Origin of the sequence: Pontixanthobacter sp. (assembly GCF_049682855.1) — a bacterium.
In the GTDB taxonomy this organism is placed as follows: Bacteria; Pseudomonadota; Alphaproteobacteria; order Sphingomonadales; family Sphingomonadaceae; genus Pontixanthobacter.
Genome location: NZ_JBAUIK010000008.1, coordinates 198,208 through 224,507 on the forward strand (window position 1 = coordinate 198,208; position 26,300 = coordinate 224,507).

At 57.6% G+C, this 26,300-nt stretch carries 25 protein-coding genes and 1 tRNA gene; 18 read left to right on the forward strand and 8 right to left on the reverse strand.

Annotated features, from left to right (window positions below; genetic code table 11):
- Positions 1 to 471: a PH domain-containing protein gene (locus WA922_RS04745; protein WP_424770526.1), complete on the reverse strand. Its 471-nt coding sequence runs from the start codon at positions 469 to 471 to the stop codon at positions 1 to 3.
- Between WA922_RS04745 and WA922_RS04750 the strand changes: the two genes are divergently transcribed.
- Complete coding sequence (locus WA922_RS04750; RefSeq protein ID WP_424770527.1) at positions 470 to 634, forward strand: hypothetical protein; 165 nt, start codon at positions 470 to 472, stop codon at positions 632 to 634. The two genes, WA922_RS04745 and WA922_RS04750, sit on opposite strands and share 2 nt — an antisense overlap.
- 177 nt (positions 635 to 811) lie before the next feature.
- Entirely contained in the window at positions 812 to 1,246 is a 435-nt protein-coding gene (locus WA922_RS04755; RefSeq protein WP_424770528.1) for a PRC-barrel domain-containing protein, read from the forward strand.
- A 108-nt stretch (positions 1,247 to 1,354) separates the two neighbouring features.
- On the opposite strand, the gene WA922_RS04760 is transcribed toward WA922_RS04755, so the two are convergent.
- Positions 1,355 to 2,608, reverse strand: a complete 1,254-nt coding sequence (locus WA922_RS04760; RefSeq protein ID WP_424770529.1) for an acyl-CoA dehydrogenase family protein — start codon at positions 2,606 to 2,608, stop codon at positions 1,355 to 1,357.
- On the opposite strand from WA922_RS04760, the gene WA922_RS04765 reads away from it, so the two are divergent.
- The gene (locus tag WA922_RS04765) at positions 2,593 to 4,338 is read left to right on the forward strand and encodes a solute:sodium symporter family transporter (RefSeq protein ID WP_424770530.1); all 1,746 of its coding nucleotides are present in this window, start codon (positions 2,593 to 2,595) and stop codon (positions 4,336 to 4,338) included. The genes WA922_RS04760 and WA922_RS04765 overlap by 16 nt on opposite strands.
- A gap of 112 nt (positions 4,339 to 4,450) precedes the next feature.
- Here the strand turns inward: WA922_RS04765 and WA922_RS04770 are convergent, their stop codons facing one another.
- The 3 genes from WA922_RS04770 to WA922_RS04780 form a co-directional block, all read right to left on the reverse strand.
- Positions 4,451 to 5,329, reverse strand: coding sequence for an ROK family protein (locus tag WA922_RS04770; protein WP_424770531.1), 879 nt, complete (start codon positions 5,327 to 5,329; stop codon positions 4,451 to 4,453).
- A 2-nt stretch (positions 5,330 to 5,331) separates the two neighbouring features.
- Positions 5,332 to 6,471, reverse strand: coding sequence for a glycoside hydrolase family 68 protein (locus WA922_RS04775; protein ID WP_424770532.1), 1,140 nt, complete (start codon positions 6,469 to 6,471; stop codon positions 5,332 to 5,334).
- A gap of 174 nt (positions 6,472 to 6,645) precedes the next feature.
- Positions 6,646 to 9,111, reverse strand: coding sequence for a TonB-dependent receptor (locus tag WA922_RS04780; protein ID WP_424770533.1), 2,466 nt, complete (start codon positions 9,109 to 9,111; stop codon positions 6,646 to 6,648).
- Between the two features lie 176 nt (positions 9,112 to 9,287).
- Between WA922_RS04780 and WA922_RS04785 the strand changes: the two genes are divergently transcribed.
- Entirely contained in the window at positions 9,288 to 10,625 is a 1,338-nt protein-coding gene (locus tag WA922_RS04785) for an MFS transporter (RefSeq protein ID WP_424770716.1), read from the forward strand.
- A gap of 9 nt (positions 10,626 to 10,634) precedes the next feature.
- A complete protein-coding gene (locus WA922_RS04790) occupies positions 10,635 to 11,687 on the forward strand; it encodes a LacI family DNA-binding transcriptional regulator (RefSeq protein ID WP_424770534.1) in 1,053 nt (350 codons plus the stop codon).
- 89 nt (positions 11,688 to 11,776) lie between these two features.
- Here WA922_RS04790 and WA922_RS04795 read toward each other — a convergent pair.
- A tRNA-Thr gene (locus WA922_RS04795) sits at positions 11,777 to 11,851 on the reverse strand.
- 104 nt (positions 11,852 to 11,955) lie between these two features.
- Between WA922_RS04795 and WA922_RS04800 the strand changes: the two genes are divergently transcribed.
- From WA922_RS04800 to WA922_RS04840, 9 genes are all read left to right on the forward strand, one after another.
- The gene (locus WA922_RS04800; protein ID WP_424770535.1) at positions 11,956 to 12,099 is read left to right on the forward strand and encodes a hypothetical protein; all 144 of its coding nucleotides are present in this window, start codon (positions 11,956 to 11,958) and stop codon (positions 12,097 to 12,099) included.
- A 37-nt stretch (positions 12,100 to 12,136) separates the two neighbouring features.
- On the forward strand, positions 12,137 to 12,823 hold the full coding sequence (gene gpmA / locus WA922_RS04805) for a 2,3-diphosphoglycerate-dependent phosphoglycerate mutase (protein ID WP_424770536.1): 687 nt from the start codon (positions 12,137 to 12,139) through the stop codon (positions 12,821 to 12,823).
- Complete coding sequence (gene purE, locus WA922_RS04810) at positions 12,823 to 13,302, forward strand: 5-(carboxyamino)imidazole ribonucleotide mutase (RefSeq protein ID WP_424770537.1); 480 nt, start codon at positions 12,823 to 12,825, stop codon at positions 13,300 to 13,302. The genes gpmA and purE overlap by 1 nt, the downstream gene beginning before the upstream one ends.
- A gap of 13 nt (positions 13,303 to 13,315) precedes the next feature.
- Entirely contained in the window at positions 13,316 to 14,386 is a 1,071-nt protein-coding gene (locus WA922_RS04815; protein ID WP_424770717.1) for a 5-(carboxyamino)imidazole ribonucleotide synthase, read from the forward strand.
- On the forward strand, positions 14,383 to 14,898 hold the full coding sequence (locus WA922_RS04820) for a dihydrofolate reductase (protein ID WP_424770538.1): 516 nt from the start codon (positions 14,383 to 14,385) through the stop codon (positions 14,896 to 14,898). The genes WA922_RS04815 and WA922_RS04820 overlap by 4 nt, the downstream gene beginning before the upstream one ends.
- Positions 14,895 to 15,821, forward strand: a complete 927-nt coding sequence (locus WA922_RS04825; RefSeq protein WP_424770539.1) for a bifunctional riboflavin kinase/FAD synthetase — start codon at positions 14,895 to 14,897, stop codon at positions 15,819 to 15,821. Before WA922_RS04820 ends, WA922_RS04825 begins: the two co-directional genes overlap by 4 nt.
- A gap of 107 nt (positions 15,822 to 15,928) precedes the next feature.
- Positions 15,929 to 19,036, forward strand: a complete 3,108-nt coding sequence (gene ileS, locus WA922_RS04830; protein ID WP_424770540.1) for an isoleucine--tRNA ligase — start codon at positions 15,929 to 15,931, stop codon at positions 19,034 to 19,036.
- Positions 19,033 to 19,545 (forward strand): signal peptidase II, encoded by a 513-nt coding sequence (gene lspA / locus WA922_RS04835; protein ID WP_424770541.1) that lies wholly within the window; start codon positions 19,033 to 19,035, stop codon positions 19,543 to 19,545. The genes ileS and lspA overlap by 4 nt, the downstream gene beginning before the upstream one ends.
- 17 nt (positions 19,546 to 19,562) lie before the next feature.
- Positions 19,563 to 19,973 (forward strand): DUF3035 domain-containing protein, encoded by a 411-nt coding sequence (locus WA922_RS04840; protein WP_424770542.1) that lies wholly within the window; start codon positions 19,563 to 19,565, stop codon positions 19,971 to 19,973.
- A gap of 62 nt (positions 19,974 to 20,035) precedes the next feature.
- Here WA922_RS04840 and WA922_RS04845 read toward each other — a convergent pair whose 3' ends face one another.
- Positions 20,036 to 21,331: a hemolysin family protein gene (locus WA922_RS04845; RefSeq protein WP_424770543.1), complete on the reverse strand. Its 1,296-nt coding sequence runs from the start codon at positions 21,329 to 21,331 to the stop codon at positions 20,036 to 20,038.
- Positions 21,332 to 21,548: 217 nt separating this feature from the next.
- Here WA922_RS04845 and WA922_RS04850 point away from each other — a divergent pair, with 217 nt between their 5' ends.
- Positions 21,549 to 22,235 carry an OmpA family protein gene (locus WA922_RS04850; RefSeq protein ID WP_424770544.1) on the forward strand — a complete coding sequence of 229 codons (687 nt, stop codon included), beginning with the start codon at positions 21,549 to 21,551 and terminating at the stop codon, positions 22,233 to 22,235.
- A gap of 64 nt (positions 22,236 to 22,299) precedes the next feature.
- On the opposite strand, the gene WA922_RS04855 is transcribed toward WA922_RS04850, so the two are convergent.
- Complete coding sequence (locus WA922_RS04855) at positions 22,300 to 23,082, reverse strand: 3'(2'),5'-bisphosphate nucleotidase CysQ (RefSeq protein WP_424770545.1); 783 nt, start codon at positions 23,080 to 23,082, stop codon at positions 22,300 to 22,302.
- Between the two features lie 170 nt (positions 23,083 to 23,252).
- Between WA922_RS04855 and sucC the strand changes: the two genes are divergently transcribed.
- The 3 genes from sucC to WA922_RS04870 all read left to right on the forward strand — a co-directional run bounded on the left by sucC (position 23,253) and on the right by WA922_RS04870 (position 26,285).
- Positions 23,253 to 24,452 carry an ADP-forming succinate--CoA ligase subunit beta gene (sucC, locus tag WA922_RS04860; protein WP_424770546.1) on the forward strand — a complete coding sequence of 400 codons (1,200 nt, stop codon included), beginning with the start codon at positions 23,253 to 23,255 and terminating at the stop codon, positions 24,450 to 24,452.
- Between the two features lie 157 nt (positions 24,453 to 24,609).
- A complete protein-coding gene (locus WA922_RS04865; protein WP_424770547.1) occupies positions 24,610 to 25,356 on the forward strand; it encodes an electron transfer flavoprotein subunit beta/FixA family protein in 747 nt (248 codons plus the stop codon).
- A complete protein-coding gene (locus WA922_RS04870; protein ID WP_424770548.1) occupies positions 25,356 to 26,285 on the forward strand; it encodes an electron transfer flavoprotein subunit alpha/FixB family protein in 930 nt (309 codons plus the stop codon). The genes WA922_RS04865 and WA922_RS04870 overlap by 1 nt, the downstream gene beginning before the upstream one ends.
- Positions 26,286 to 26,300 lie beyond the last annotated feature (15 nt).

Consider the following 26,300-nt stretch of genomic DNA (forward strand, 5'->3'; position numbering starts at 1 on the left):
TCAGACCGCCTCCTGCTTGATATGCGCACGGATCTGTTCGCGCATTGCCAACGCGTCTTCGTTCAGCAGTCCGGGCAAATGAACCGAAGCATTATGCGTGCCAGCGGTATGGACCGTAATCGTGGCGATATCATAGGCGCGCTGCAAGGGCCCCTGATCAACATCAATATGCTGCACTCTACCAAACGGCACCACCGTATCCGAATGGAACCAGATACCGCGCACAACCCGCAGACGGTCACCGCCCACATCATATCCGCGCGCCTGATATCGGCGGAGCGGCACCCGGAAGATTATACCCGCAGCGATCAGCACTGCCGGAACCACAAATACACCCAGCGGAGCAACATCGGCCACCTCCAACACAATCGATCCGATCACGAGCGGCACGGTACAAAGTGCCGCGACAATGCGGGTGACTTTCAAGTGATTGGGGTGAAGCGGGGTCAGCTCTGCATCTGTTTGGATCATGGCCGATGACATGGGTAATGCGCGGCTTTTTGGCAAGCGATTTGCCCTTTCCGCCGCGCAAATTGAAAGGCGGCTCGGTCACTGGTTGTTCGTGCAGTTAGGACCGGCCCATATCTCTCTGCACCAGAGCGCCTTGAGCAACCATATCATATGGAAAGATTGAAAAATCTTGGAACAACAATAGCTAACGGGCATTGGTATAGTGAACAGGCCAACGCGATGTTCGATGCCAATGATCCCTCACCGCGCCAACATATTGTGCGCAACATGCTGGTCGATCATTTCAAACAAGCGCCCAACCGGGGCCGCGTCCGCATTGGCTGCAATTGGGAGCAATTCCATGCAAAATACAACCGAAACACTGACACAAACTATCGATACAGAACAATTGGACAAGCGCCGCGAATTTGATCGCAGCCGCCCGCTGGAGCGTGACGAAACGTCCTTCCTCATCGCCTCGGACAAGGTAGAGGGTACAGATGTCTTCGCGACTGACGGTGATAAGATAGGTACCATCGATAAGCTGATGCTGGGCAAGCGCAGCGGCCGTGTGGAATATGCGGTGATGAGCTTTGGCGGATTTTTAGGGATTGGCGAAAAATTCACTCCGGTCCCGTGGGAATCGCTGGATTATTCGGTCGACAAGAACGGATACGTCGTCAATATTGACAAGGACCGTCTGAAAGGCGCGCCGAACTATCACCGCAACGACGAGTATATTTTCGACCGCGCGGCAGGCGAACAGATCTATGCATATTACGGCGTGATGTACTGATCAGATAAATCCAATTGAGCGTCTGTAAATTGCTTGTAAAAGGGCCCCGGAACTCTCCGGGGCCTTTTTTTTCGTGTTTTTGCCTGGCCCGGGGCGCCGCAATACCCGTCACGTCCGCTGGTTAAACCGCCGCCCGATCATGGCCGCCGTGATGTTTGTTTTCTGCACATCCGTCGTGCCGCCGGCAATTCCCCATGCGAAGCCATCGCGCAGACGCTGTTCCATCGGATATTCCTTGGAATAGCCATAGCCGCCCATCACCTGGACGCCCATTTGGGTGACTTCGCGAACGATCTCGTTAGAGAAACATTTGGCCAGACTGCTTTCATAGGCTGTCGGCAGCCCATCTTTGGCATTGGCCGCCGCGCGCCAGATCAACAGCCGCGCCGCGTCGACTTTCATCGCCATTTCCGCCAGCTTGATCTGCACCGACTGGAAATCGACGATCGGCTTGCCAAATGCCTCGCGTTCCTGCGTATAGGCAAGCGCATCTTCCAATGCCGCCGCCGCAACGCCCAGCCCCATCGCCGCATTGCCGCAGCGTTCCAGCCCGAACGCACTCATCAACTGCCCAAAACCGCCCGCGCCGATGATCATGTTGCCGCGGGGCACGCGGACATCGTCGAGGAATATATCAGCCGACGGAATGCCGCGAAAACCCATCAATTCCTCGCGCTTGCCGAAAGACACGCCCGTATGCTTCTTCTCTACCAGCACCGCGCCGATACCTTTGGCGCCCGGTATATCGTCGAACCGGCAATAGGTGATGTAATATTCTGAATGGCCCGCACCAGAGCTCCAGCGTTTGCGGCCGTTTATGACGATATCATCGCCGTCCTGCCGGGCGGATGTTGTCAAATCTGTCAGCGCCGTTCCCGCCTCAGGCTCGGACATGGCCACGGCGACGATTTTCTCTCCGCGAATAATCTCGGGCAAAATTTTGGCTTTCAGCGCGTCCGATCCGAAATGCTCAATTGTGCGGACGGGACCGGTCAGTGCCTCAAACACCGGGAATGCCACCGCGACCGAGATTTGCGCAAATTCCTCCAGCACCAAAAGCGCATCGAGATGGCTAAGACCCATCCCGCCATAGCGTTCCGGCAGATTAACGCCGAGAAAACCCAGCGCGCCATATTGGCGCAGCATATCGGGCGGCACCGGCTCGTCAGTGCGCTCAATCTCGCGTGCCAGGTCGGGCAATTCTGCGCGGGCAAATTTGCGCGCGGCATTCTGTAATTCTCGTTGCTGTTCGCTGAGCCCGAAATTATTGCAACCCCTTCCAAACGGTATTTCTTTTGGTGCCGCTATTGCCCGCACTGCCAAAGCTGGCAAGACCATGCCGGCGATTGGGGAGAGATTCACTGGACAGCATAAGCGATAGCACAGGCCTGTGGCTGACACTGTCGAGCTGCGCGGGATGCATGGCAATTGTCGCAGCGGTATCTTGGCGGATGGCGCGAGGCAGTTCAGGATCAAGCGAGGGGTATTTTCTGGCAGGCCGGGGGCTGAGCGGAATTTTTATCGCCGGGTCATTGCTGCTTACCAACCTCTCGGCAGAACAGCTCATCGGCCTCAATGGCTCAGCCTATGGTTACAATATGTCGTCAATGGCATGGGAAGTGACCGCAGCCATATCCACCATAGTTATGGCCTTGGTCTTTTTGCCGCGATATCTGGCTGGCGCATTCACCACTCTGCCCGAATTTTTGAAAAGCCGGTACGATGTAGGCGTGCAGCAAATGTCAGCAATGCTGTTCCTGCTCGGCTATGGACTGGTCACCATCCCGTCCGTCCTTTATTCCGGGTCGCTGGCGGTGATGAAGATTTTCGACGTACCACAGCTGTTTGGCGTCGGGGAATTTGTGGCGCTCGTGATGATGGTGCTGGTGATCGGGTTGACGGGCGCAGTCTACGCAGTTTTCGGCGGGCTGAAAGCGGTCGCCGTGTCCGACACGATCAATGGCATCGGCTTGCTGGTGGTCGGCGTTCTGGTGCTGGTGCTGGGCCTGATCGCGATTGGCGGCGGCACTTTTATGGAAGGGCTGACGCGGCTTGCCAGTGACCATCCGGAAAAACTCAATGCCATTGGCGCGCCCGATGATCCGACGCCTTTCGGTACCATCTTTACCGGTATGCTGATCGCCAATTTGTTCTACTGGTGTACCAATCAATATGTGATCCAGCGTACTCTGGCAGCGAAATCTCTGGCAGAGGGGCAGAAAGGCGTGCTGCTTTCGGGCTTTTTCAAAGTGCTGGTGCCCTTCCTGATGATGATCCCGGGTATTATCGCCTATCACCTCTATGGCCCCGGTCTTTCCACGATTGATCTTGCATATCCGGCATTGGTGCGTGACCTGCTGCCGGTTTGGCTGATGGGCGTCTTTCTGGCGGTCTTGCTAGGCGCGGTATTCAGTTCATTCAATTCGCTGGTGAACAGCGCGGCAACGCTGTTCTGCCTCGACATTCTGCCTGCGATGCGGGGCAGGTCGCTTGCGGAACGGCACGTCGTGCGCGCCGCCAAATGGGCCAGCGGGGTCATTGCGCTGCTGTCCTTCGCGGTCGCTCCGCTGCTCTATTTCGCGCCCGATGGGTTGTGGCAGATCATCCGCATTTTCACCGGCTTCTATAACATACCGATCATCACCATCGTGCTGGTCGGCCTGTTTACCCAGCGCGTCCCGGCAATCGCGGCGAAGCTGGTGATTGTTTTTCACCTGATCGCTTATGGCCTCGCCAAATTCGTGCTGGATGATGTCATCACTATACATTTCCTTCATCTTTACGCAGTGCTGTTCGTGATTGAGCTTGGCATTATGGCGCTCTGCACCAAGTTCCGCCCCCGCGATCGGCCGCTTAGCCCAGCGAACGGGCCCAAAACCGATATGACGCCGTGGCGCGGCGCGATCCCAACCGCTATTTTGCTAACGTCGCTGGTCGCCGCAACCTATTTGCTATTTTCGCCGATCGGCCTGGCCTCTGGCAAGCTCGATACTGCATTCTGGAGCATTATCGCAGCACTCGCCGCCGGCAATCTGCTGGCTGCATTATGGCACCGTACCAGAACGAGGCAGAGCGCGGTCAGGAAAATTTGATCTCTGGCCACCGTGCCGGGTCCGGCCCCATCCTGACGAAACCGGTCCGGATCGCTGCCTCACCTGCCCTGGAAACCCCAAACCGCCATGTTGCCTGGCGGCCGCCTTGCAGTCAGCCGTGCGGCGCCAATAACAGCGCCCCGGTGATGCCAGCATTGGCACCAAGAGCAGGGCCGGTAATCCGATGTTTGCCGATGCCGGGCAAATAGCCATTGCCAAGGCCATCGGAGGCTGCTCTCACTCGGTCCAACAGTCCGGGCGTGTTCATGACCCCGCCCCCAAGAACAACGGTCTCTACTGCCGTAACGGCAAATAGGGTGTGGCATAGCTGCGCGAGATAGGCTGCGACTGTCTCATGCGCAGAGTGGTCAGGAGACAGGTCCGAAAGCGAGCCGCCCCACCGGGCTTTGATTGCAGGACCCGACGCAACCCCTTCCAAACAGTCTCCATGCGCGGGACATATGCCTGCAAAGCCCCCATCATCCGCGCTGTGACGCGGGAACATATGCCCCATTTCAGGATGCGCTGCGCCATGCACCGGATGGCCATCGATGATCAAACCGCCGCCGATCCCGGTACCAACGGTCACATAAGCCAGCGATCCCGCATCTTTGCCCGCGCCAAAGCGATACTCGGCCAGCGCGGCACCGTTTACATCGGTATCGAAGCCAGCGGGAACCCCCAGCCTGTCTGTAAAGAATGGCGCGATACCGCAATCTGACCAATCAGGTTTGGGCGTTTGTAGAATATGCCCCCATTGGGGAGAGTTCGGATCAAGCTGCGCTGGACCGAAGGTGGCAATTCCCAAGCCGCATATCTGGCCGTGTTTTTCAAACCACTGTGCGGCCTCTTCCAGAGTGGCGGCGGGATCACGCGTAGGAATCTCGTGGCGAGCCTTGATCGCGTTCGGCGCAGAACCAACGGCAAGAACGAATTTCGTGCCGCCCGCTTCAATCCCGCCGATAAGTCCCGTATCCCCAGACCGCGCCATTTTCAGCCGATCAACCGGGATGTTGCACCATCAAGCGCAATCTGAACGAACGGCGCGAAAGTACCGCCGAAGCGCGCCCGCCGCGTTGCCTCTTCTGGCTGTGCGATATCTTCCGGCCCCCAATAGTCCACAAAGCTGGTGACGCTTAAATTCGGCAGCACCCACCAGCTATAGGCCTGTGTCGGACGCTCTGCAGGGTTGGCGATGACCAGCCCATGCCCGTTCAGGAAAGTCCAGGGGCCCTCGAGCGATTTCGCGGTGGCACCGTATAGCCCGGTCGGGGCAATAATGCCCGGGGCGAACACACCGCGCTGAGTCGACCAGAAAAGGTAGAGTTGACCGGCATGCCCGACGATATGCGGCCGCTCCAGTTCATTACTGGCATCAGTCGCTTCAATCAGCGGTCGCAGCAGACGGGCGGCGCCATCTTGATCGATCGCGGCTGCCCCGATTACCCCATCATGCAGGCTGGGTTTGGTTGCAGAGGATGCGGTGAACAACAGATAGTCTTGGCCGTCTGAATCACGATAATGCGATGGGTCTCTAAAGGCTTTGATCTTGCCCGGCTCGCCTTCGTTTTCGTCAGCTGGCCGGTAAATGGCTCCATCGGCCTCAACCACCTCCACGGGTGTTGACCATGTGCCGAAAATACCGTCCGCAGCCAGAACGGTATGGGTTTCAAATAGCCTCTGATGGTATGTCAATGAAACATCACCGCGATAGCCTGTTGCGGTGAAGAACAATGTGATGGTTTCCCCTTCCAGACGTGCTGTGCCAGACCACTGCCGCGCACCGGGAGAAATATCGTCGGGCAATGTCTGCCCAAGATGTTCAAAGTGATCGCCCACGCGGTGAAAGTGATGGATGCGGGCCAGATGGTGACGGCCTTCGGGATCATCCGATCGCACAACGGCCAGAGCAAACCAAAGCTCCCCATCGCGCCAAGGCACCGGATTGCCAGAGACGTCTGCCAGCGGCCAGGCATCCCAGACATCAAGATCGGGGGACATTGGATGTGCCGCCGATGCATCGATGATTGGTGCTTGATCAAACTCACCGTCAGCAAGGCGGCTCAAAACCTCTTGTGACCAATGCGCGGGTGTAGGTTTGAAATCGTGCAGTTTGCTGTCAATTGCTGTCATAAGTCCCCATCACAGCGCCGCTCACGCCCGGCCAGAATGCCCAGCATCATGAACGCGCGCCATATTCAAGGCTGGCGTGCTCTATTGAAGTTCATGCAAGGCAGCAGGTAGCTACTAAACTATCGGTGGCCAGTCGAGAGGGAGGATCCCGGCTGGCCACCTATCCGTTGCGGATCAGAAGTCTACCCGGACCGATGCAGAGATCGTACGGCCAGCGATCGAACGCGCACGGACGATACCGTTGGCGGGAATCGAGCCCTCTTCAGCTTCGGTATAGCCGAACTCGTCAAACAGGTTGTTCGCGTTGAGCGAGACTTCCAAATTTTCGAGCGGACGCACCGCCAGGAAAGCGTTGACCTGGGTATAGGCCGGCAGCACCAGCTGGTTGCTGTCCTGCGTAAAGCTTTCAGTCGTGCCGATGGCGTTAAGCCCCGCCGAGAAGAAATCATCGTCATATTGGGCCGAGGCCTGATAGACGAAATCGGCCTGGCGGCGCGGCGTATTGCCAACATTAGCAGCATTTTGCGACCGCGTAATGTCCGCGTCAGTCCAAGTGGCACCTGCAGAAAGAGAGAATGGCCCAACCGAGTATGAACCCTCCACCTCAATGCCGAACGCTTCATAATCCGTATCGGTCAGAAGCAACGGTGCGATTTCCACGTTGGTCTCGCTGGTTTCAGCAAAGAACGCCGTAGCGTAGAAGCGAACGCCGCTACCCTGGTACTTGACCCCGCCTTCAAGCTGGTTGACCTCGGCAATGACGCCGCTGTCGCCGCCTGGCAGGCCGCCATCCACAGTGCTGATTGCCGGTGAGAACAGGCTGCGGTCAGCCGTGTGACGTCCGCCCTGGCTGTAGCGAGCAAAGACCGAAAGGTCGTCAGTAATCAGGTAATTCGCACCAAGCGAGAACGAGAAGTAGTCGAAGTTGTAATTGACCGGGCTTGGATTGCCGAGCGGAAGAATGCTGGTCTGCGCTTCGGCAGGGCTGATATTGCCGTCATTGTCGAAATCAAAATCGGTGACCGGGCCATCGCCGGTGATCGTACCGTCCGCGCTGCCATAGTCGAACCGGATGCTGCCATCGAGTGTCAGACGATCAAGGTCGAGCGACAATGATGCGAAAGGAGCATATGTGTCATAGCTGACATCATAGTTCCGGCGGCAACAATTGCCGAAGAAACTTGCCCCGAAACCCACTACGCCGTTCTGTGTGACAGGGTTGCCGCCAGCGTCGAGAATATCCACGAGAACCGAATTGCCATCACCTTCAACCGTTTGCGTGAAAGAGGTCCACAACCAGTCAGTATCAACCTCCTGACGGGAGAAATAAAATCCGGACTGGAACGTGGCGGTGCCGCCGGCAAAGTCAAAATCCTTGGTAATCCGCAAATCATTGGCGATGTTATCCAGGCTGTTCAAACGGACATTGAACAACACGATGTTTGTGAGGAGGCCATTGCCACCGATATTCGCCGGATTTGCCGTCTGCCCTTGATTTGGTCCGGTCGCGAACACGATGCTCGAACCCGCACCGCCTATACCGTCAGCAATCGACTGCGCATCGCCAGCACTGGCCGGGAAAGGTGACACGAAGCTGCCCGAATTGTCAGCAAAGCGGAACTTGTTGTTGAGCGTCCAGCCTTCAGCGAATTCAAGCTCTGCCTCGACACCGAAGCTTTTGGTGAGCACGGACAAGCCGTCATGGATGTCGAACGTTGTCGGGTTATTTCCGCCATCGAGTGTCAGCGCAGTATTGATGAACCGGCTGTAGAGCGAATCCGTGCGAGGATCGAAATTGGGGATCGCGCTGTAATTCGGGTTGCCATCCGTGCCCGTCACAGCGACCGGCTGCGGCAGGATGGTTGGCGTGCTGTCATCCAGATATTTACCGTGGAAGCGAACGAAACCGTTATCGAAGTCCTTGGTCAGGCTGGCTTTGACCTGCCCGCCATTATTACCATTATAACCTGTATCGCGGACACCTTCGCCAGTGCGGTAGAACCCGCCAACGTGAAAATATGTATCATCACCCAGGCTTGAACCGTAATCAAAATCCAGGCGATAGGTTTCAAAATCGACGCCGATGGTTCCCTGAATGGCGCCGCCCTCTTGCTCGCCGGTCTTGGAGATGAAGTTGATGACGCCGCCGGGTGAATTGGACGCGAAAGTCGATGCTGATCCGCCCCGAATCGCCTCGACCCGCGCCACATTGCGGTCCGCACGAACGAAATTGTCGGCATTGCCGAACACGATGTCACCAAATTCAAGAACCGGAAGGCCGTCTTCTTGCAATTGGATGTAACGCGCACCACCCGTCGAGACAGGAATACCGCGAACGGCAATATTGGCGTTACCTTCACCGCCCGATGCCTCTGAACGGATGCCCGGGATTTGACGGATAAGATCGGCTGAAGAGCGCGGGTTCAGATCACCGATGGCTTCGGCATCGACAGAGCTGATCGAAATGGAGCTTTCAAGACGGTTCTGACCGCGTGCCACACCGGTTACGACGATGAAGTCATCTTCGCTGACCGCATCATCTACATTGCCTGCATCCTGGGCCATCACCGGCGTAACAAGCGCAGGTGAAGCGAAAACTGTAAGAGCGGCGCCCGCCGCCAACATGGAACGTAATTGCATCTGGATACTCTCCCAATGAGCTGTGATCGCCCTCTTCTCGAAACGATTCGCAATATTGATTAGTCAAATTACAAACGATTGCAATACCAAAATGCAATCGTTTGCAAACTTTCTGATTTGGTGTATTCAGCCGTCTGTAAAAGACCGCAATACGACGGTTATGGAGAGGATTTATGATGAACACTGCGACGAAGCCGCGCCTTTCGTTGTTACGAATCATCGAAATGAACATCGGCTTTTTCGGCCTTCAGTTCAGTTTCGGTCTGCAACAGGCTAATATGGGGCCGATCTACGGCTTTCTGGGTGCCGATGAGGCAACAATGCCGCTATTGTGGCTTGCTGGTCCGATGACCGGTTTGATAATACAGCCGATTGTCGGCGCCATGAGCGACCGGACGAATTCCAGATATGGCCGGCGCACACCGTATTTTCTGATTGGCGCCATCATGTGCACGATCTGTCTGTTCCTGATGCCGTATTCCAGTGCATTGTGGATGGCCGCGTCGCTGCTGTGGATACTCGATGCCGGTAACAACATCACTATGGAGCCGTATCGCGCTTACGTTGCAGACAGGCTCGTACCCGATCAACGCTCGGTCGGCTTCCTGACGCAAAGTGCCTTCACCGGCCTTGCGCAAACGCTGTCTTATCTGGCCCCAACCCTGCTGACAGCCTTCGTCGCGCAGGACGTGCTCGATGATAATGGCATTCCGGTGATTGTACGGATCGCTTTCATCATCGGTGCGATCTTGTCGATTTCGACCATCGTCTGGTCGATCTGGCGCGTGCCCGAACTGCCGCTGACCGGGGAAGAAAAGGCTGACCTGGATAGCAAGCCGCTCACAGTCGCATCGACATTTGGCGATATCGGTGCGGCCATCCGCGAAATGCCAAAACCCATGCGCCAGCTGGCCGTTGCAATGTTGTGCCAGTGGTATGCGATGTTTGCCTATTGGCAGTACATCACGTTCGCTGTCGGCCGCGCGATCTATGACACCAGCGATCCCGCCACGGCCGCGTTCCGTGAGGCAACACTGACCACCCAGCAAGCGGGCGCGCTCTACAACTTCATAGCGTTTTTGGGCGCGCTGGCATTGATCCCCATCGTACGCCGGTTTGGCGCGCGCATTATTCACGCGGTTTGCCTGACAGCGTCCGGGTGTGCGATGATGCTTATCCCCGGCGTTGACACGCCGATGGCACTGTTCGTACTCATGCTGGGCATCGGCATCGGGTGGGCAGGCATGATGGGCAACACCTATGTCATGCTGGCTGATTCGATTCCGCCGGAACGCAACGGTATCTATATGGGTATTTTCAACATGTTCATCGTGATCCCGATGCTCATTCAGACGCTGACAATGCCGCTCATCTATCGTCCGTTGCTCGGCGGGGATCCGCGCAATGTGCTGATGCTGGGGGGTGTTCTCATGATTGCCGGGGCGATCGCGACGATGTTTGTCGATGCAGGCCGTCCGGTCCCCAAAGCTATGAAAGCCGAAGCGGCACTGTAAAGCAGCATTATGACCGGACAGACCGAAGGCGCGAACAAACCGAAGGAGCGTATACGCACGCTGGCCGATCTCGCCGGGCTGGCCGGCGTTTCGGCGGGCACTGTATCGCGCGCGCTCGCCGGGAATAGTCTCGTCAACACAAAGACCCGCACCCGGATAGAGGCGCTGGCGCGCGAGCACGGTTTCCGTCCCAACCAGATGGCGAGCAAGCTTCGCCGCCAAAAGACGGGGGTGGTCGGGATTGTCATCCCGCTGGGCCATGACCACCGACAGCAGATTTCAGACACGTTCTTCATGACGCTGCTCGGCTATCTGGCCGACGAATTGACGGAGAAAGGCTACGACCTGATGCTTCGCCGCGTCATTCCCGAAAAGGACGAAGACTGGCTGGACCGGTTCATCGGATCGGGCATGGTCGATGGCGTGATCGTAATCGGTCAATCGGATCAATTTGAGCGGATCGAGGATGTCGCCGATGGCTACCTGCCAATGGTTGTCTGGGGCAACCATCAAGAGGGCCAGCGGCATTGCGTAGTGGGCACTGATAACCGGCTGGGTGGTAAACTGGCCACCGAACGTTTGATCGCCGCTGGCGCGACCAGTCTTGCCTTTCTGGGTGACAATGATGCAATCGAATTTGCTGCCCGATATGCAGGGGCTAGCCAAATTGCCGAGAAAATGGGCCTCCCGATACGGGCATTTCCCACCCATCTATCACCAGGCCGGATGGCCCGAGAGGTCGCGCAGCATGTGCAGGACCTTACCCGAACGGCTGACGGGGCCGGAGCGGTTGATGGAATTTTCGCTGCGACCGATACGGTTGCGGTTTCGTGTCTTGCCGCATTGCGCGCCCGCGGCATTGCAGTCCCTGCCGCCATGAAACTGGTGGGCTTCGATGATCTGCCCGTCTCGAGCCAAACATTGCCCGCGCTTACCACTGTCAAACAGGATATCGCAGCCGGAGCCAAGGGAATGGTGGACCTGCTTCTACGCCGGTTGAAGGGTGAAGATACAGAAAGCCTGGTGTTGCCCCCGCAATTGATTGGGCGCGAGACAGCTTAGCTTTCAAGTCCTTGAACAACCAGTCGGTGAAAAGCTCCGCCCCCCGGCAGGACACGGCAATTACGCATAGCGGCCAAACTGAACAGAAATGGTGCTGCTAGGGAGAATTGAACTCCCGGCCTCGTCATTACCAATGACGCGCTCTACCACTGAGCTACAGCAGCGTACCATTTCAAGGGGCGCGCTATTGTCGCGCCGCTGGATAAAGTCAAGCGGCGACATGCGCTGCCACTTGAGCCGAATGGCTTTAGCGGCAATAGCTTTCCCAATGGCTACCGATTCCCAGAAAAAGACCCGCGAGGAGCGGCTGGCTGAAAAACTGCGCGAAAATTTGCGGCGGCGCAAAACGCAGGCGCGGAAAATAGACGCAGCCGGTACAGAAAGTCTTCCCAAGCGGGGCGATCAAAGCTAACGCCAATTGCTCCCAAAACGCTTTGGAGCGCACGCTCTTGCCAACACTCATTCTTGTCCGCCACGGCCAAAGCCAGTGGAACCTGGAAAACCGTTTCACCGGCTGGTGGGATGTCGACCTGACCGAAAAAGGCGTGGCCGAGGCGAAAGCCGCTGGCGCGTTGATGGCTAAAAAAGGCATCCTGCCGACAGCGGCCTTTACCTCATTCCAGACCCGCGCGATCAAAACGCTCAATCTGGCGCTGGAAGAAGCGGGCCGGTTATGGCTGCCGGTGACAAAGGATTGGCGATTGAACGAGCGCCATTATGGCGGACTGACCGGGCTCAACAAACAGGAAACGCGCGACAGGCACGGCGATGAGCAAGTGCATATTTGGCGCCGCAGCTTTGACATCCCGCCCCCGCCGATGGAGGCTGGCAGCGCGTATGACCTTTCTGCCGATCCGCGCTATGCCGGAATAGACATTCCAAATACGGAAAGCCTGAAACTGACCATAGAGCGCGTTCTGCCCTATTGGGAAAGCGCCATTCTGCCGGTGCTGGCAGGCGGCGAGACCGTGCTCATTTCTGCGCATGGCAATTCGCTGCGCGCGCTGGTCAAGCATTTGTCGGGCATTTCGGATGATGATATTACCGGACTGGAAATTCCTACCGGCCAACCGATCATTTACCAATTCGATGATGCCATGCAGCCGGGCCTGCGGGCCTATTTAAAGGACATGTGATGGCGCATGTTGCAATCGTGATGGGCAGTCAGTCAGACTGGCCAACCATGCAGAAGGCAGCAGAAGTGCTGGAGGAACTGGGCGTGGACAGCGATGTCCGCATCGTGTCCGCCCATCGCACGCCTGACCGGATGGCTGGTTTCGCCAAGGGTGCAGCGGACGCGGGATTGAAAGTCATCATTGCCGGTGCGGGCGGCGCGGCGCATTTGCCGGGGATGATCGCCGCCATGACGCATCTGCCCGTACTTGGCGTGCCGATCCAGTCCAAGGCACTGTCAGGCATGGATAGCCTGCTGTCTATCGTGCAGATGCCCGCAGGAGTGCCAACCGGAACTTTAGCGATTGGCGAGGCTGGCGCGACCAATGCCGGCCTGCTTGCTGCGTCAATCTTAGCGACGAGTGATCCAGGCTTAACCGAGCGGCTGAAAGCATGGCGCGCAGCCCGCAGCGCCGCCGTGACCGAAAGGCCGATCGGATGATCGAGAACACGTGATGCTGAAACCGGGGGGAACAATCGGCATATTGGGCGGCGGACAGCTTGGCCGGATGATGGCCATGTCGGCGGCCCAATTGGGCTTTCAAACCGTCATTTACGCACCCGAGAGGGACAGCGTCGCCGCCAAGGTCAGCGGTGATTTCTTCTGCAATACATGGGATGATACAGCTGCACTGTCCGCTTTCGTGCAGCAGTGCGATGCGGTGACCTGGGAGTTTGAGAACGTGCCGGTTGGCCCGCTTGCCCCCGTTGCGGACAGGATTACGCCGCACCCGCGTGCGCTCGAGACCGCGCAAGACCGGCTCGCGGAAAAGCAATTTGTCGAAGAATTGGGCGGCACACCCGCAGCCTATGCCGCCATCGATACGCATGAAGAACTGATGCGCGCGGCCGAACGGATTGGAACGCCCGGTATCCTGAAAACCCGCCGCGATGGGTATGACGGCAAAGGCCAGTGGCGGATCGGCTCTGTTCGCGATGCCGAAGGGTTGCGGGCCCTTGATGTGCCCGCCATTTACGAAGGCTTTGTCGAATTTTCGGCCGAGTTTTCGGTTATTCTGGTGCGCGGGAAAGATGGCGAAATACGCTATTGGGATAGCGCGGAGAATGTTCATGAGAATGGCGTTCTGGCCCATTCGACCCTACCTGCGAGCGACATCATTATCGCGCAGCTCAAGCCCGCACGTGCGCTCGCCGCCGCTATTGCGCAGCGTCTCGATTATGTTGGCGTGCTGACCTGCGAATTTTTCGCGACGGCCAATGGCCCCGTGTTCAACGAGATGGCGCCGCGCGTCCATAATTCGGGCCATTGGACAATTGAAGGCGCGGTGACGAGCCAGTTTGAAAACCACATCCGTGCAGTGGCCGGATTGCCGCTGGGCGATACTGCCACCACCGCGCAGCATGTTGTGATGAACAATATCGTCGGGAAAGCCGCCAGCAATGCGCTGGAGGTGCTGGGACAGCCCGATACGCATGTGCACCTATATGGCAAGAAACAGGCGCGCGATGGGCGCAAGATGGGCCATGTCACACAGATAGTGCGCCCAGCCAGCAGCAACGCATGAGCCAAACCGTGATCCTGATCTATGCCCGTGCGGCCAATGGCGTCATTGGCAAAGATGGCGATCTGCCGTGGAGGCTGCCGGCCGATCTTAAACGCTTCAAATCGCTGACCACTGGCAAGCCGATGATCATGGGGCGCAAGACATTCGAAAGCCTGCCCGGTCTGCTTCCCGGTCGCCGCCATATTGTTTTGACCCGGCATGGTAAATTCGCAGCAAAGGGCGCAGAAATTGCCCGCTCCGCCAAGGAGGCTTTGGCGATGGCAGGCGATGGCACTGTCGCGATTATTGGCGGCGCGGCGATCTATGATGTGTTCTTGCCGGACGCGCAGCGGGTGGAATTGACCCAGATCCATGCTGAATATGATGGTGACACTTTCATGCCGGAACTGGCCGACGAGTGGGACATCATCGCCCGTGAAGACCATCCCGCCGAGGGCGAGCGGCCAGCATATTCATTCGTAACGTATGAGCGGGCCGCACGCGATCAGACAGTCAGCAGGCGCGCAAAATGAGATGGCTCGATCATCGTGACGCAGTCCCGGACAGCCTGCGCGGGGCAATTATTGCCCTTGGTAATTTTGACGGGTTCCATATCGGCCATCAAGCGGTCGCTGGCGAGGCGATCCGCTGGGCGCGCGAGGAAGGCCGGCCTGCGATTGTCGCGACTTTTGATCCGCATCCGGTACGGTTCTTCAAACCCGATATTGAACCCTTTCGGTTGACCACCCTGGAACAACGCCAGGAACTGTACCTGGCAGCGGGTGCCACTGCGATGCTGGTGTTCCATTTCGATGGCGCGCTGGCTGCCACCACGGCAGAGGATTATATCAGCGAGATTCTGGCCAAACGGCTGGGCGTGGCCGGCGTGGTTACGGGGGAGGACTTCACCTTCGGCAAAGCGCGCGGCGGTAATGTGCAGCTGCTTGCCGATATTGGCGCGGAATATGGCATCCGTACGCGCACTATCGGGCCGGTGTCGGATGGCGAGGACGCTGTCTCCTCCAGCCGGATACGCGCGGCCTTGCTGAACGGCGATCCGCAAGAGGCCGCCCGCTTGCTGTCGCGGCCATTTTCCATTCGCGGGATCGTCCAGCACGGCGACAAGCGCGGACGCGAGATCGGCTATCCCACAGCGAATTTGTCAGTTGAAAGTTACTTGCGCCCCAAATTCGGAATTTATGCTGTCACCGGCACTATCCTCTCGACTGGCGAGCAACTGAAAGGCGCGGCCAATATCGGCATTCGCCCGCAATTCACCCCGCCCAAGGAACTGCTTGAACCGTATTTTTTCAATTTTTCGGGCGATCTTTACGGGCAGGAAATCGAGGTTGCTTTCCATCACTTCCTGCGCGGTGAAGCCAAATTTGACTCGCTGGAGGAACTGATCCAGCAGATGAAACGTGATTGCAATACAGCGCAGCAGTTGCTCGAATGATTTTGGCATGATCAACTTACCCTGCGCAATCTGTGACTAAGCCCGTTTTATTGCGGTTTCCATAAGCGGTTCCCATCGGGGGCAGTTTGGGATAACGGCCCTACGCTATGCCAAATGACGACACATCCAGCGAAACGGGCCGCGATTATCGCCCCACGGTTTTTCTGCCGAAAACCGCCTTCCCCATGAAAGCCGGCCTGCCGCAGAAGGAACCCGCGATTCAGGCGCGCTGGGATGAAATTGGCCTGTATGAAAAACTGCGTGAAGCGCGCGCGGGGCGTGAGAAGTTCATTCTGCATGATGGCCCGCCCTATGCCAATGGCGATATGCATATCGGCCATGCGCTGAACCATGTTTTGAAAGATACCGTTGTGCGCACGCAGAGCCTGCTCGGCAAAGACGCGCCTTACGTGCCCGGCTGGGATTGCCACGGCCTGCCGATCGAATGGAAGGTGGAGGAACTCTACCGCAAGAAAAAGAAAAACAAGAACGACGTTCCGCCAAAGGAATTCCGCGCCGAATGCCGCGAATACGCCCAGAAATGGGTCGATGTTCAGCGCGAGCAATTGAAACGCCTCGGCATCAACGGCCGGTGGGATAAACCCTATCTGACCATGCGCCCCGAGGCAGAAGGTGCGATTGTGCGCGAGCTGCACAAATTCGCCGAAACCGGCCAGCTCTATCGCGGCGCGAAGCCGGTGATGTGGTCGCCGGTGGAAGAAACCGCGCTGGCCGATGCAGAGGTTGAATATCAGGACCTGACCGACAGCCCGCAGATCGATGTGGCGTTTGAGATTGTCGAAAGCGCGATCCCCGAACTGGTCGGCGCGCATGCGGTGATCTGGACGACGACGCCTTGGACGATCCCTGTCAACCAGGCTTTGGCGTATGGATCGGATGTTGAGTATGTGTTGGTCCAAGAGGCTTTCGGAAAGGATGATTTCGGTCGGCAATTCTTGATTGCGCGTGATCTTGTCGAAGCGTTCCGAAAACGGATGGACGAGCAAGTAAACGCCAGCTTTATGCTTTGGCCAATCGGCGAACGACAATTCATTAAAGGCGCAGACCTCGCCGGGACCATGTGCAAGCACCCAATGGCAGGCCGCCTGTCTCCCCTCCCCTCGGGGGAGGGGTCGGGGGTGGGGGGTGCACCATCCGAAGATGTCGAACACCCATCCCCAACCCCTTCCCTCAAGGGAAGGGGCTTCTTCGACCGCCTGCGCCCCATGCTCGCAGGTGATTTCGTCACCACCGACAGCGGCACCGGCATCGTCCATATGTCGCCCGATCACGGCGAGGATGATTTCGATCTGTGCAAGGCGAACGGCATCGATCCGGTTTTTGCCGTGATGGGCGATGGCCGGTACCGCGATGACTGGCTGTGGCTGGGTGCGGATGATGTCGATGCAGAGGGCAAGGAACGCCGCCGCAGCGTCATCAACAAGCCGTTCAATTCCCCCGAAGGCCCGATCTGTAACGATCTGCGCGAGGCGGGTGCGCTGCTGTCCGCCAGTGCCGATTACGCGCATAGCTACCCGCATTCATGGCGATCCAAGGCGAAGGTCGTCTATCGCTGCACCCCGCAATGGTTCATCGCGATTGACAAGGCGCTCACGCACCTCTCTTCGAATACCCCCCTCCCCGGTGGGGAGGGGCTGGGGGTGGGGGTTCCCACCTCGAAAGAGGGTACTTTACCAGCAGACGCCGAACACCCATCCCCAACCCCTTCCCTCAAGGGAAGGGGCTCCACGCTCCGCTCCATCGCCCTCTCCGAAATCGAAGCGACTCGTTTCGTGCCCGAAAAGGGCCGCAACCGGCTTCGCAGCATGGTCGAGGGGCGGCCCGACTGGCTGATCAGCCGCCAGCGCGCATGGGGCGTGCCGATTGCGCTGTTCGTGCACCGTGAATCGGGCGAATTGCTGGTCGATCCGGCGGTCAATGCGCGGATTCAGGCCGCGATTGCCGCCGATACGGTCGATGCATGGGAAGAAGCGCGCGCCGCCGAATTTCTAGGGCCTGAGCGAGACCCGGCGAATTACGAAATGGTGCAGGATATTCTCGACGTGTGGTTTGATGCCGGTTCTACCCACGCGTTCGTTCTGGAATCGGATGAATGGCCCGAATTGCAATCTCCCGCCGATCTGTATCTGGAAGGCAGTGACCAGCATCGCGGCTGGTTCCAGTCATCGCTGCTCGAAAGCTGCGGCACGCGCGGCCGCGCGCCCTATAAGGCTGTGCTCACTCACGGCTTCACGATGGACCCCAAGGGCATGAAAATGTCCAAATCACTGGGCAATACGGTCAGTCCGTTGAAAGTGATGGAGCAATATGGCGCGGATATTATCCGCCTATGGGCGCTGAGCGTCGATTTCACCGAGGATCACCGGATCGGCGATGAAATCCTCAAAGGGGTTGGCGACACATACCGCAAGCTGCGCAATACCTTCCGCTATCTGCTCGGCGCGCTCGATGGCTTTGTCGGCGAATTGGGCGATGATACCGAAATCCCCGAACTGGAAGTCTATATTCTGTCCGAACTGGCCGTGATGGACCGCAAACTGCGCCGAGCGGTCGACGATTATGACTTTAACACATACACCCGTCTGCTCGCCGATTTCTGCAATGAGGATCTGTCAGCGTTTTTCTTCGATATCCGCAAGGACTGCCTCTATTGCGATGATCCAGCCGATCCCAAACGCCGCGCCTATCGCACGGTGCTCGACATATTATTCCACGCCTTGATCCGCTATGCTGCGCCCGTGCTGGTCTATACTGCCGAAGAAGTGTGGAAAGCGCGCTATCCTGAAGACGACGCGCAGGAAGGCAGCGTCCATCTGCTCGAATGGCCCAGCATCCCGGCGGTGGTTGCGGACACCGCCCGGTGGACTGCGCTGCGTGAATTGCGCGAAACCGTGATGGAAGCGATCGAACCATTGCGGCGCGAGAAAATCATCCGCTCCGGACTGGAGGCGGATGTCGTTGTCCCGGCTGGCCGCGTACCCGAAGGCGTTACCGATGCCGATCTGGCCGAGCTGTTCATCGCCGCGTCAGTCACCCGCGGCCAAGGGGACAAAGTGAAGATTATCCGCACATCCGGTTACAAATGCGGCCGCTGTTGGCGCTTGCTGCCCGAAGTGGACGAAGACGGCGCATTATGCGGTCGCTGCGACGAGGTTGTGACGGCTTTTGACGCTGCACAAGGAGCCGAGGCATGAGCTTTCTGACCAAAAACCGTATCATCGGACTGGTTCTGGCGGCGATTATCTTTGCCGCTGACCAATGGATCAAGAAAGTGATCGATGTCGATCTGGCGATGCGGCTGGGCGACCGGATAGATTTGCTGCCGGTTTTCGCTCTGCACCGGACGCATAATTACGGCGTGTCGATGGGTATGTTCGAAGCGACATCGCCTGAAATGCGCTGGGCGCTGGTTGCCCTGACGGCGCTGATCGCGGTTGTGGTGTGTGTCTGGATGCTGCGCGAAAAGGCGCTGGGCGATATTATCGGCCTGTCGATGATCCTTGGCGGCGCGCTGGGGAATATTATTGACCGGTATGATTACGGCTATGTCCTCGACTATGCCGATCTTCACATTAACGGGTTCAGCCCGTTCCTGATTTTTAACGTTGCCGATGCGGCTATCACCATCGGCGTTGTGATCATCCTTGCCCGTTCCTTCTTCGTGCGCGATAAGGACCCCACTGACACGAGTGAAGCGGCGTAAAGCTGCGGAGAACAGATATGCGTAAACTACCCACCATCATCCTTCTTTGCGGCGGCAGCGCCATGCTGGCGGCATGCGGCAGCGGCGGCTTTCTGAACCGCGAACGGCCTGATGAATTTGCCGTGCAGCGGCAGGCGCCGCTGGTGGTTCCGCCAGATTTCAATCTTGTCCCCCCTGCACCGGGCGCGCCGCGTCCATCAGAGGGCACTGCGGCAGAGCAGGCACTCGAAGTGTTGTTTGGCGGCCCGGCACCACGCAGCGCGGTGGAAACCAGCGCGCTTGACCGCGCCGGATCGGCTGCCCCGGGTATCCGGTCATCGGTCGGTGATCCGCAGACCAACACTGTCGCCAAGGGCAGCGTGACGCGCGACATTATCGCCGCACCCGAAGGAGACGGGCAAAACAGTCAGGCGATAATACCGAGTTAACGCGGGACTTTTGACCCAGCCTCAATCGCCGGGCGCTCGCGGCCCGAAACAGATATAAATCTCTAGCTTTCCCGGCTGACCAGCAACTTGTCGATTTTCCGGCCATCCATATCGATGACTTCAAAACGCCATCCCTGATAGAGAAAGCTTTCGCCTTCCAGCGGCAGCTTTTTGAGTACCGACAGCACGAACCCAGCCGCGGTCGCAAATTCGCGGTTATCGCCGTAGGACAGGCCCAGCCGGTCCGCCATATCGTCTGCCGAGATGCTGCCTGCGATAATGAACAAACCGTCCTTGCGTTCGATTATCGCGGGCGCATCGCCCTCATCGACATCGCTAATGAATTGCCCGACCAGCGCGGTCAGCAAATCAATCGGCGTGACGATACCATCGAGATGGCCATATTCGTCATGGACCATTGCCATTGCCACTTCGGATTGTTGCAAACTGCGCAGCGCATCCATCGCGTCGAGCTGGTCAGGTACGATCTCGGCTTTTTTCATCAGTTTTTTCAGGCTGACTTTCTTGCCCGCCACCATCAGCGCCAGCACTTCGCGCACTTTGACCACGCCCAATATCGTATCGGGTGAGCCATCCGCAACGGGTAGCAGCGAATGCGGGCTCTCTTCGATAGAGGCGCGGATTGCAGCCTCGTCAGCGCCGATATCGATCCAGTCGACTTCCGTACGCGGGGTCATAACTTCGCGCACCGGGCGTTCTGCAAGCCGGACAGCGCCGGTCAGGATTTGATGCTGATCCGCCTCAATCACGCCCGAATTGGTCGCATCGGCGAAGATCATATGCAGTTCCTCGGCGGTGACGCTCGATTGACCGGCGGGGCGAACCCCGAGCAAGCGGATCAGTAGGCCGGAGGACGAATCAAGCAGCCACACCAGCGGCGCGGCAATTTTTGCCAGCAACGCCATTGGCCGCGCCATTACAAGCGCAATCGGCACGGCTGCGCGCAAGGCGACCTGTTTCGGCACCAGTTCGCCCACCACAAGGCTGAAATAGGTGGTCAGAGCAATCACCAGGACAAACCCCGCATCTGCGGCATATTCGGCCGGAACGCCCCACGCCGCCAATCGCTCCCCGACCGGCCCGCCAAGGCTCGCACCAGAATAAGCGCCCGCCACGATCCCGATCAGTGTAATCCCGATCTGGACAGTGGACAGGAATTTTCCGGGGTCGGATGCCAGTGCAATTGCCGTGCGCGCGGCGCCGCTGCCTTTCTCCTCCGCCGCCTGTAAACGCGCAGTGCGCGCAGAAACAATCGCGAGTTCGGACATGGCGAACACGCCGTTTAGAATTATCAAGCCGCCAATAATAAGCAGATCAGGCCACGGGAAAGGGGTCACGCGCAAGTCGCTAGCAGATTTACGCAGCAACGCTAGTGGGCCTGTTCCATCGGCGCTTGGTAAATCCGCCGGTTGGTAAATCATCCGCTTTGTAAATTTCTATATCGCGCAATATTGCTGGAACGTCACCGTTTCTCATCTGTTAATGTAGCGGATGCCTAATACGGCCTACGCCCACTGACGGGCACAATGGTAACTCCACAGGAGGGGACACCCGATGAAGAATTCACGCATTTTCGTATCAAGCCTTGCGGCGGCATCACTGATGACTGTGTCGGGCTGTGTTACAGACCCGAATACGGGCCAGCAAAAAGTTTCCCGCACGGCCATTGGCGGTGTTGGCGGGGCTGTGCTCGGCGGATTGCTCGGCGGCGTTATTGGCGGCAAGACAGGACGTATTATTGGCGCAGGCGTCGGCGGCGTCGCGGGCGGCGTTGTCGGTTACAATATGGACCAGCAAATCAAGGAGCTGAAAGAGCAGACCGCCGGATCAGGGGTGGATGTGACCGAAGTGGACGGCGGCAACGCAGTTCTGGTAAATCTGCCCGACGGCGTAACCTTTGATGTCGGCAGCTACACCATCAAGCCGACATTCCGCAGCACTTTGAACACTGTTGCAGGCAGCCTCCGCCAATATCCTGACAGCTTGATTGACGTCTATGGTCACACCGATTCGACCGGTTCCGACGCGTTCAACCAGAACTTGTCGGAACAACGTGCGCAAGCGGTGGCCAACTACATGTCATCGCAAGGGGTCAATTCTGCCCGCATCCGCTGGCAGGGTTTTGGCGAAACAGCGCCGATCGCTGACAACACCACGGCGCAGGGCCGGGCTCTCAACCGGCGGGTCGAAATCAAGATCATCCCGATAACACAGGCAGATGTCGACGCTGCGCGGCAGTGATATGATCACATTCCACGACAGCGAGTGGAAATGACGGGGGTCGGCCTTGACGGGCCGGCCCTTTTTATCGCGTCATGATGATCTTTGCACGGGTCGCCAAATGGGCCACGGCATCGGCATGAATAGCGGGCGCACTGACCAGCAGCCCGAATGCTCTGGGGTCTCGTTTATTGTAAAGAAACGGGGCGCCGAACGCATCCGTTACCGCCGCCCCGGCCTCCCGCGCTATCAATGCAGCTGCAGCAATATCCCATTCAAAACCCCAGCGCAGCGTGGCCACAAGATCAGCCTCATTTGCGCCAACCATTGCCACCCGTAAAGCGATCGAATTGGGCTGGTCCACCATCGTCAAAATCTGATCCATCTCGGACAAAGACAGCGCCGGGACGCGCGCACCGGCAAAAGCTTGGCGGGTGGATGCGTGAAGCGGAATATCGTTGCGCCAGGCACCCTGACCCGCTTCTGCGACCCATTTTTCCCGCCGCGCCGGCGCATCAAGCATCCCGATCAGCGGCTTGCCTTCGCTAATCAAGGCCACCGATACGCACCACCCGCTGCGGCCACGCAGAAAATCGCGAGTGCCATCGACCGGGTCAACCAGCCAGATCAGGCCCTTGTCGAGCCGTTTGGGATCGTCTGCTGTTTCTTCTGACAACCAGCCGGCAGAGGGTAACAATGTACCCAATTCCTGACGAAGAAAACCGTCCACTTCGATATCGGCATCGCATACCGGGCTGCCGGGCTCTTTTTCCCAACTGGCAACTGTGTGCCCGGCACCCGGCCACAAGCCAAGGGCAATTTGGCCGGCTTCGTCGAGAATGGCTTTGAGGCGGCGTCGATCAATCATGCAGTATTTTTTTGGATCGCGCGGCAGAACAATTCAACCCCTGCCAGCGGCGCAAATCCTTTTGGCTGTGGAGCCTTTCCATTGGGGCAAATTCATGCTTATGCGCAAGGCAGATCGACCGGGGCGGACTTGCCCCTCTGGCACCCAATATCTGGAAAGACGGACACTCCATGAATATCCACGAATATCAGGCCAAAGAACTGCTCGCGAAATATGGGATTGGCATCCCCACCGGCCACGCAGCCTTGACGGTTGAAGACGCTGTTGCTGGCGCAAAGGCTCTGCCCGGACCGCTTTATGTGGTGAAGGCACAAATCCATGCTGGCGGCCGCGGCAAAGGGAAATTCAAAGAACTGGGCCCTGATGCGAAAGGCGGCGTGCGGCTTGCCAAAAGCATTGAAGACGTCGAAGCCGATGCGAAGGAAATGCTCGGTAACACGCTTGTCACCATTCAGACCGGCGATGAAGGCAAACAAGTCAACCGCCTATATGTAACCGACGGGGTCGACATTGAGCAGGAATATTACCTGGCTATGCTGGTTGACCGGGCAACCGGCCAGGTGGCTATGGTGGCATCGACCGAAGGCGGGATGGATATTGAAGACGTGGCGCACAATACGCCCGAGCTCATCACCACAATCACAATCGATCCGGCACAGGGATTCATGCCGCATCATGGGCGCGCAGTTGCCTTCGCGCTGAAACTCACCGGTGATCTGAACGAGCAGTGCCAGAAACTTGCGGCACAGCTTTACACCGCTTTTATGGAACTCGACACCGAGATGCTGGAGATTAACCCTCTGGTCGAGACCAAGGGCGGCGAATTGCTCGTACTCGACACCAAAATGAGCTTCGATGGTAACGCACTGTACCGCCATAAGGATATCGAGGCGATGCGCGACGAGACCGAAGAAGACCCGGCTGAGGTAGAAGCGAGCCAGTATGATCTCGCCTATATCAAGCTTGACGGCAATATTGGCTGTATGGTCAATGGCGCGGGACTCGCGATGGCAACGATGGACATCATCAAGCTGAATGGCGCATTCCCGGCCAATTTCCTGGATGTAGGCGGCGGCGCGACCACAGAAAAGGTTACTGCCGCGTTCAAGATCATCCTGAAAGATCCCGCTGTTGAAGGTATTCTGGTCAACATTTTCGGCGGCATCATGAAATGTGACATTATCGCCGAAGGTATTGTCACGGCCGCGAAGGAAGTGAATCTGTCAGTTCCGCTGGTCGTGCGGCTGGAAGGGACCAACGTCCAGCAGGGCAAGGATATTCTTGCCAATTCGGGCCTGCCAATTGTCGCGGCTGATGATCTGGGCGATGCTGCCAAGAAAATCGTCGCTGAAGTTAAGCAAGCGGCATAGTTGGCGATGTGACCGAATGAGATGGCGGGTTCGAAATGTCCCGCCATCTGCGCGTTCAAACCCCATTGCTAAACCCCATCGCTGCGGACTGACTAAGTTGACGTTTACGTAAATGTAAGCTATATCACTGGCAGTTCTTTTGAAGAGGAAATACCCTATGAAAATCCTCGTGCCCGTAAAACGGGTTATCGATTACAACGTAAAGCCCCGCGTCAAGGCGGACGGAACCGGTGTTGATCTGGCCAATGTCAAGATGAGCATGAACCCGTTTGATGAAATCGCTGTCGAAGAAGCGATTCGTCTCAAAGAAGCGGGCAAGGCGGATGAAATAATCGCCGTGTCGGTTGGCCCGGCCAAGGCCCAGGAAACATTGCGCACCGCCCTTGCTATGGGTGCGGACCGCGCAATCCTTGTCGAAACCGACGAAGACGTTGAACCACTCGCCGTTGCGAAAATTCTCAAAGCGATTGCCGCAGAGGAAAATCCCGGCCTGGTGATGCTGGGCAAGCAGTCAATCTCCGATGACAGCAACCAGACCGGACAAATGCTCGCCGCATTGATGGAGCGCCCGCAGGGGACCTTTGCAAATACGGTCGAAGTCGATGGTGACAGCGTGATCGTAAAGCGCGAAATCGATGGCGGGCTGGAAACAGTCAAGTTGGCCTTGCCCGCCATCGTCACCACCGATCTGCGGCTTAACGAGCCGCGCTACGCATCCTTGCCGAATATCATGAAAGCGAAAAAGAAACCGCTCGATAGCAAGACGCCAGCCGATTACGGTGTCGATATTGCGCCGCGCCTGACCACCACCCATGTCAGCGAGCCGCCGGTCCGCCAGGCTGGTGAAAAGGTTGAAGATGTCGATGCGCTGATCGCGAAGCTAAAAGCACTGGGAGCCGTATAATGAAAACTCTGGTCCTTGTAGAACATGACAACGCATCGGTAAAAGACGCCACACTGTCTGTGGTAACCGCTGCATCAAAATTGGGCGAAGTGCATCTGCTCGTCGCCGGTTCGGGCTGCGCCGCCGTTGCCGAGGAAGCTGCGAAAATCGCTGGTGTGGGCAAGGTTCATCTGGCGGATGACGCTGCATACGCCAACCAGCTGGCAGAGAACGTAGCGCCGCTGGCGGCTTCCCTGATGGCGGATCATGACGCATTCCTCGCGCCCGCCACCACCACGGGCAAGAATATTGCACCGCGTGTGGCCGCGTTGCTTGATGTCATGCAAATATCCGACATCCTCTCGGTTGAAGGAGACAAGACTTTCACTCGGCCAATCTATGCCGGGAATGCAATTGCCACTGTCGAAAGCAGCGATGCCAAACTGGTTATCACCGTTCGCGGCACTGCCTTTGACAAGGCTGCGACCCAAGGTGGTTCCGGCACCGTCGAGGCCGTATCCGGCCCCGGCAATGCAGGTATATCTGAATTCGTCAGTGCCGAAATTGCCAAGAGTGAACGCCCCGAATTGACCAGTGCGAAGATCATCGTCTCGGGCGGCCGCGCGCTGAAAGACAGCGAAACCTTCGAAAGCGTCATCACCCCGCTGGCGGACAAGCTGGGTGCCGGGATCGGTGCATCGCGCGCTGCGGTGGATGCCGGCTACGTCCCCAATGATTATCAAGTCGGCCAAACCGGCAAGATCGTTGCGCCGGAAGTGTATATTGCCATCGGTATTTCAGGTGCGATCCAGCATTTGGCCGGGATGAAGGATTCCAAGACCATCATCGCCATCAACAAGGATGAAGATGCCCCAATCTTCCAAGTGGCGGATATTGGTCTGGTCGGCGATTTGTATAAAATTGTGCCGGAGCTAACCGAGAAACTCTAACCTATTGCCTTATTA

What these genes read in the sequence shown, in the direction of transcription:
- WA922_RS04750 (WP_424770527.1), top strand. Translation starts at nt 470, where the DNA reads ATGGCCGATGACATGGGTAATGCGCGGCTTTTTGGCAAGCGATTTGCC.
- WA922_RS04745 (WP_424770526.1), bottom strand. Translation starts at nt 471, where the DNA reads ATGATCCAAACAGATGCAGAGCTGACCCCGCTTCACCCCAATCACTTG.
- WA922_RS04755 (WP_424770528.1), top strand. Translation starts at nt 812, where the DNA reads ATGCAAAATACAACCGAAACACTGACACAAACTATCGATACAGAACAA.
- WA922_RS04770 (WP_424770531.1), bottom strand. Translation starts at nt 5,329, where the DNA reads ATGGCGCGGTCTGGGGATACGGGACTTATCGGCGGGATTGAAGCGGGC.
- WA922_RS04775 (WP_424770532.1), bottom strand. Translation starts at nt 6,471, where the DNA reads ATGACAGCAATTGACAGCAAACTGCACGATTTCAAACCTACACCCGCG.
- WA922_RS04780 (WP_424770533.1), bottom strand. Translation starts at nt 9,111, where the DNA reads ATGCAATTACGTTCCATGTTGGCGGCGGGCGCCGCTCTTACAGTTTTC.
- WA922_RS04785 (WP_424770716.1), top strand. Translation starts at nt 9,288, where the DNA reads ATGAACACTGCGACGAAGCCGCGCCTTTCGTTGTTACGAATCATCGAA.
- WA922_RS04790 (WP_424770534.1), top strand. Translation starts at nt 10,635, where the DNA reads ATGACCGGACAGACCGAAGGCGCGAACAAACCGAAGGAGCGTATACGC.
- WA922_RS04800 (WP_424770535.1), top strand. Translation starts at nt 11,956, where the DNA reads ATGGCTACCGATTCCCAGAAAAAGACCCGCGAGGAGCGGCTGGCTGAA.
- purE (WP_424770537.1), top strand. Translation starts at nt 12,823, where the DNA reads ATGGCGCATGTTGCAATCGTGATGGGCAGTCAGTCAGACTGGCCAACC.
- WA922_RS04815 (WP_424770717.1), top strand. Translation starts at nt 13,316, where the DNA reads ATGCTGAAACCGGGGGGAACAATCGGCATATTGGGCGGCGGACAGCTT.
- WA922_RS04820 (WP_424770538.1), top strand. Translation starts at nt 14,383, where the DNA reads ATGAGCCAAACCGTGATCCTGATCTATGCCCGTGCGGCCAATGGCGTC.
- WA922_RS04825 (WP_424770539.1), top strand. Translation starts at nt 14,895, where the DNA reads ATGAGATGGCTCGATCATCGTGACGCAGTCCCGGACAGCCTGCGCGGG.
- ileS (WP_424770540.1), top strand. Translation starts at nt 15,929, where the DNA reads ATGCCAAATGACGACACATCCAGCGAAACGGGCCGCGATTATCGCCCC.
- lspA (WP_424770541.1), top strand. Translation starts at nt 19,033, where the DNA reads ATGAGCTTTCTGACCAAAAACCGTATCATCGGACTGGTTCTGGCGGCG.
- WA922_RS04840 (WP_424770542.1), top strand. Translation starts at nt 19,563, where the DNA reads ATGCGTAAACTACCCACCATCATCCTTCTTTGCGGCGGCAGCGCCATG.
- WA922_RS04850 (WP_424770544.1), top strand. Translation starts at nt 21,549, where the DNA reads ATGAAGAATTCACGCATTTTCGTATCAAGCCTTGCGGCGGCATCACTG.
- WA922_RS04855 (WP_424770545.1), bottom strand. Translation starts at nt 23,082, where the DNA reads ATGATTGATCGACGCCGCCTCAAAGCCATTCTCGACGAAGCCGGCCAA.
- sucC (WP_424770546.1), top strand. Translation starts at nt 23,253, where the DNA reads ATGAATATCCACGAATATCAGGCCAAAGAACTGCTCGCGAAATATGGG.
- WA922_RS04865 (WP_424770547.1), top strand. Translation starts at nt 24,610, where the DNA reads ATGAAAATCCTCGTGCCCGTAAAACGGGTTATCGATTACAACGTAAAG.
- WA922_RS04870 (WP_424770548.1), top strand. Translation starts at nt 25,356, where the DNA reads ATGAAAACTCTGGTCCTTGTAGAACATGACAACGCATCGGTAAAAGAC.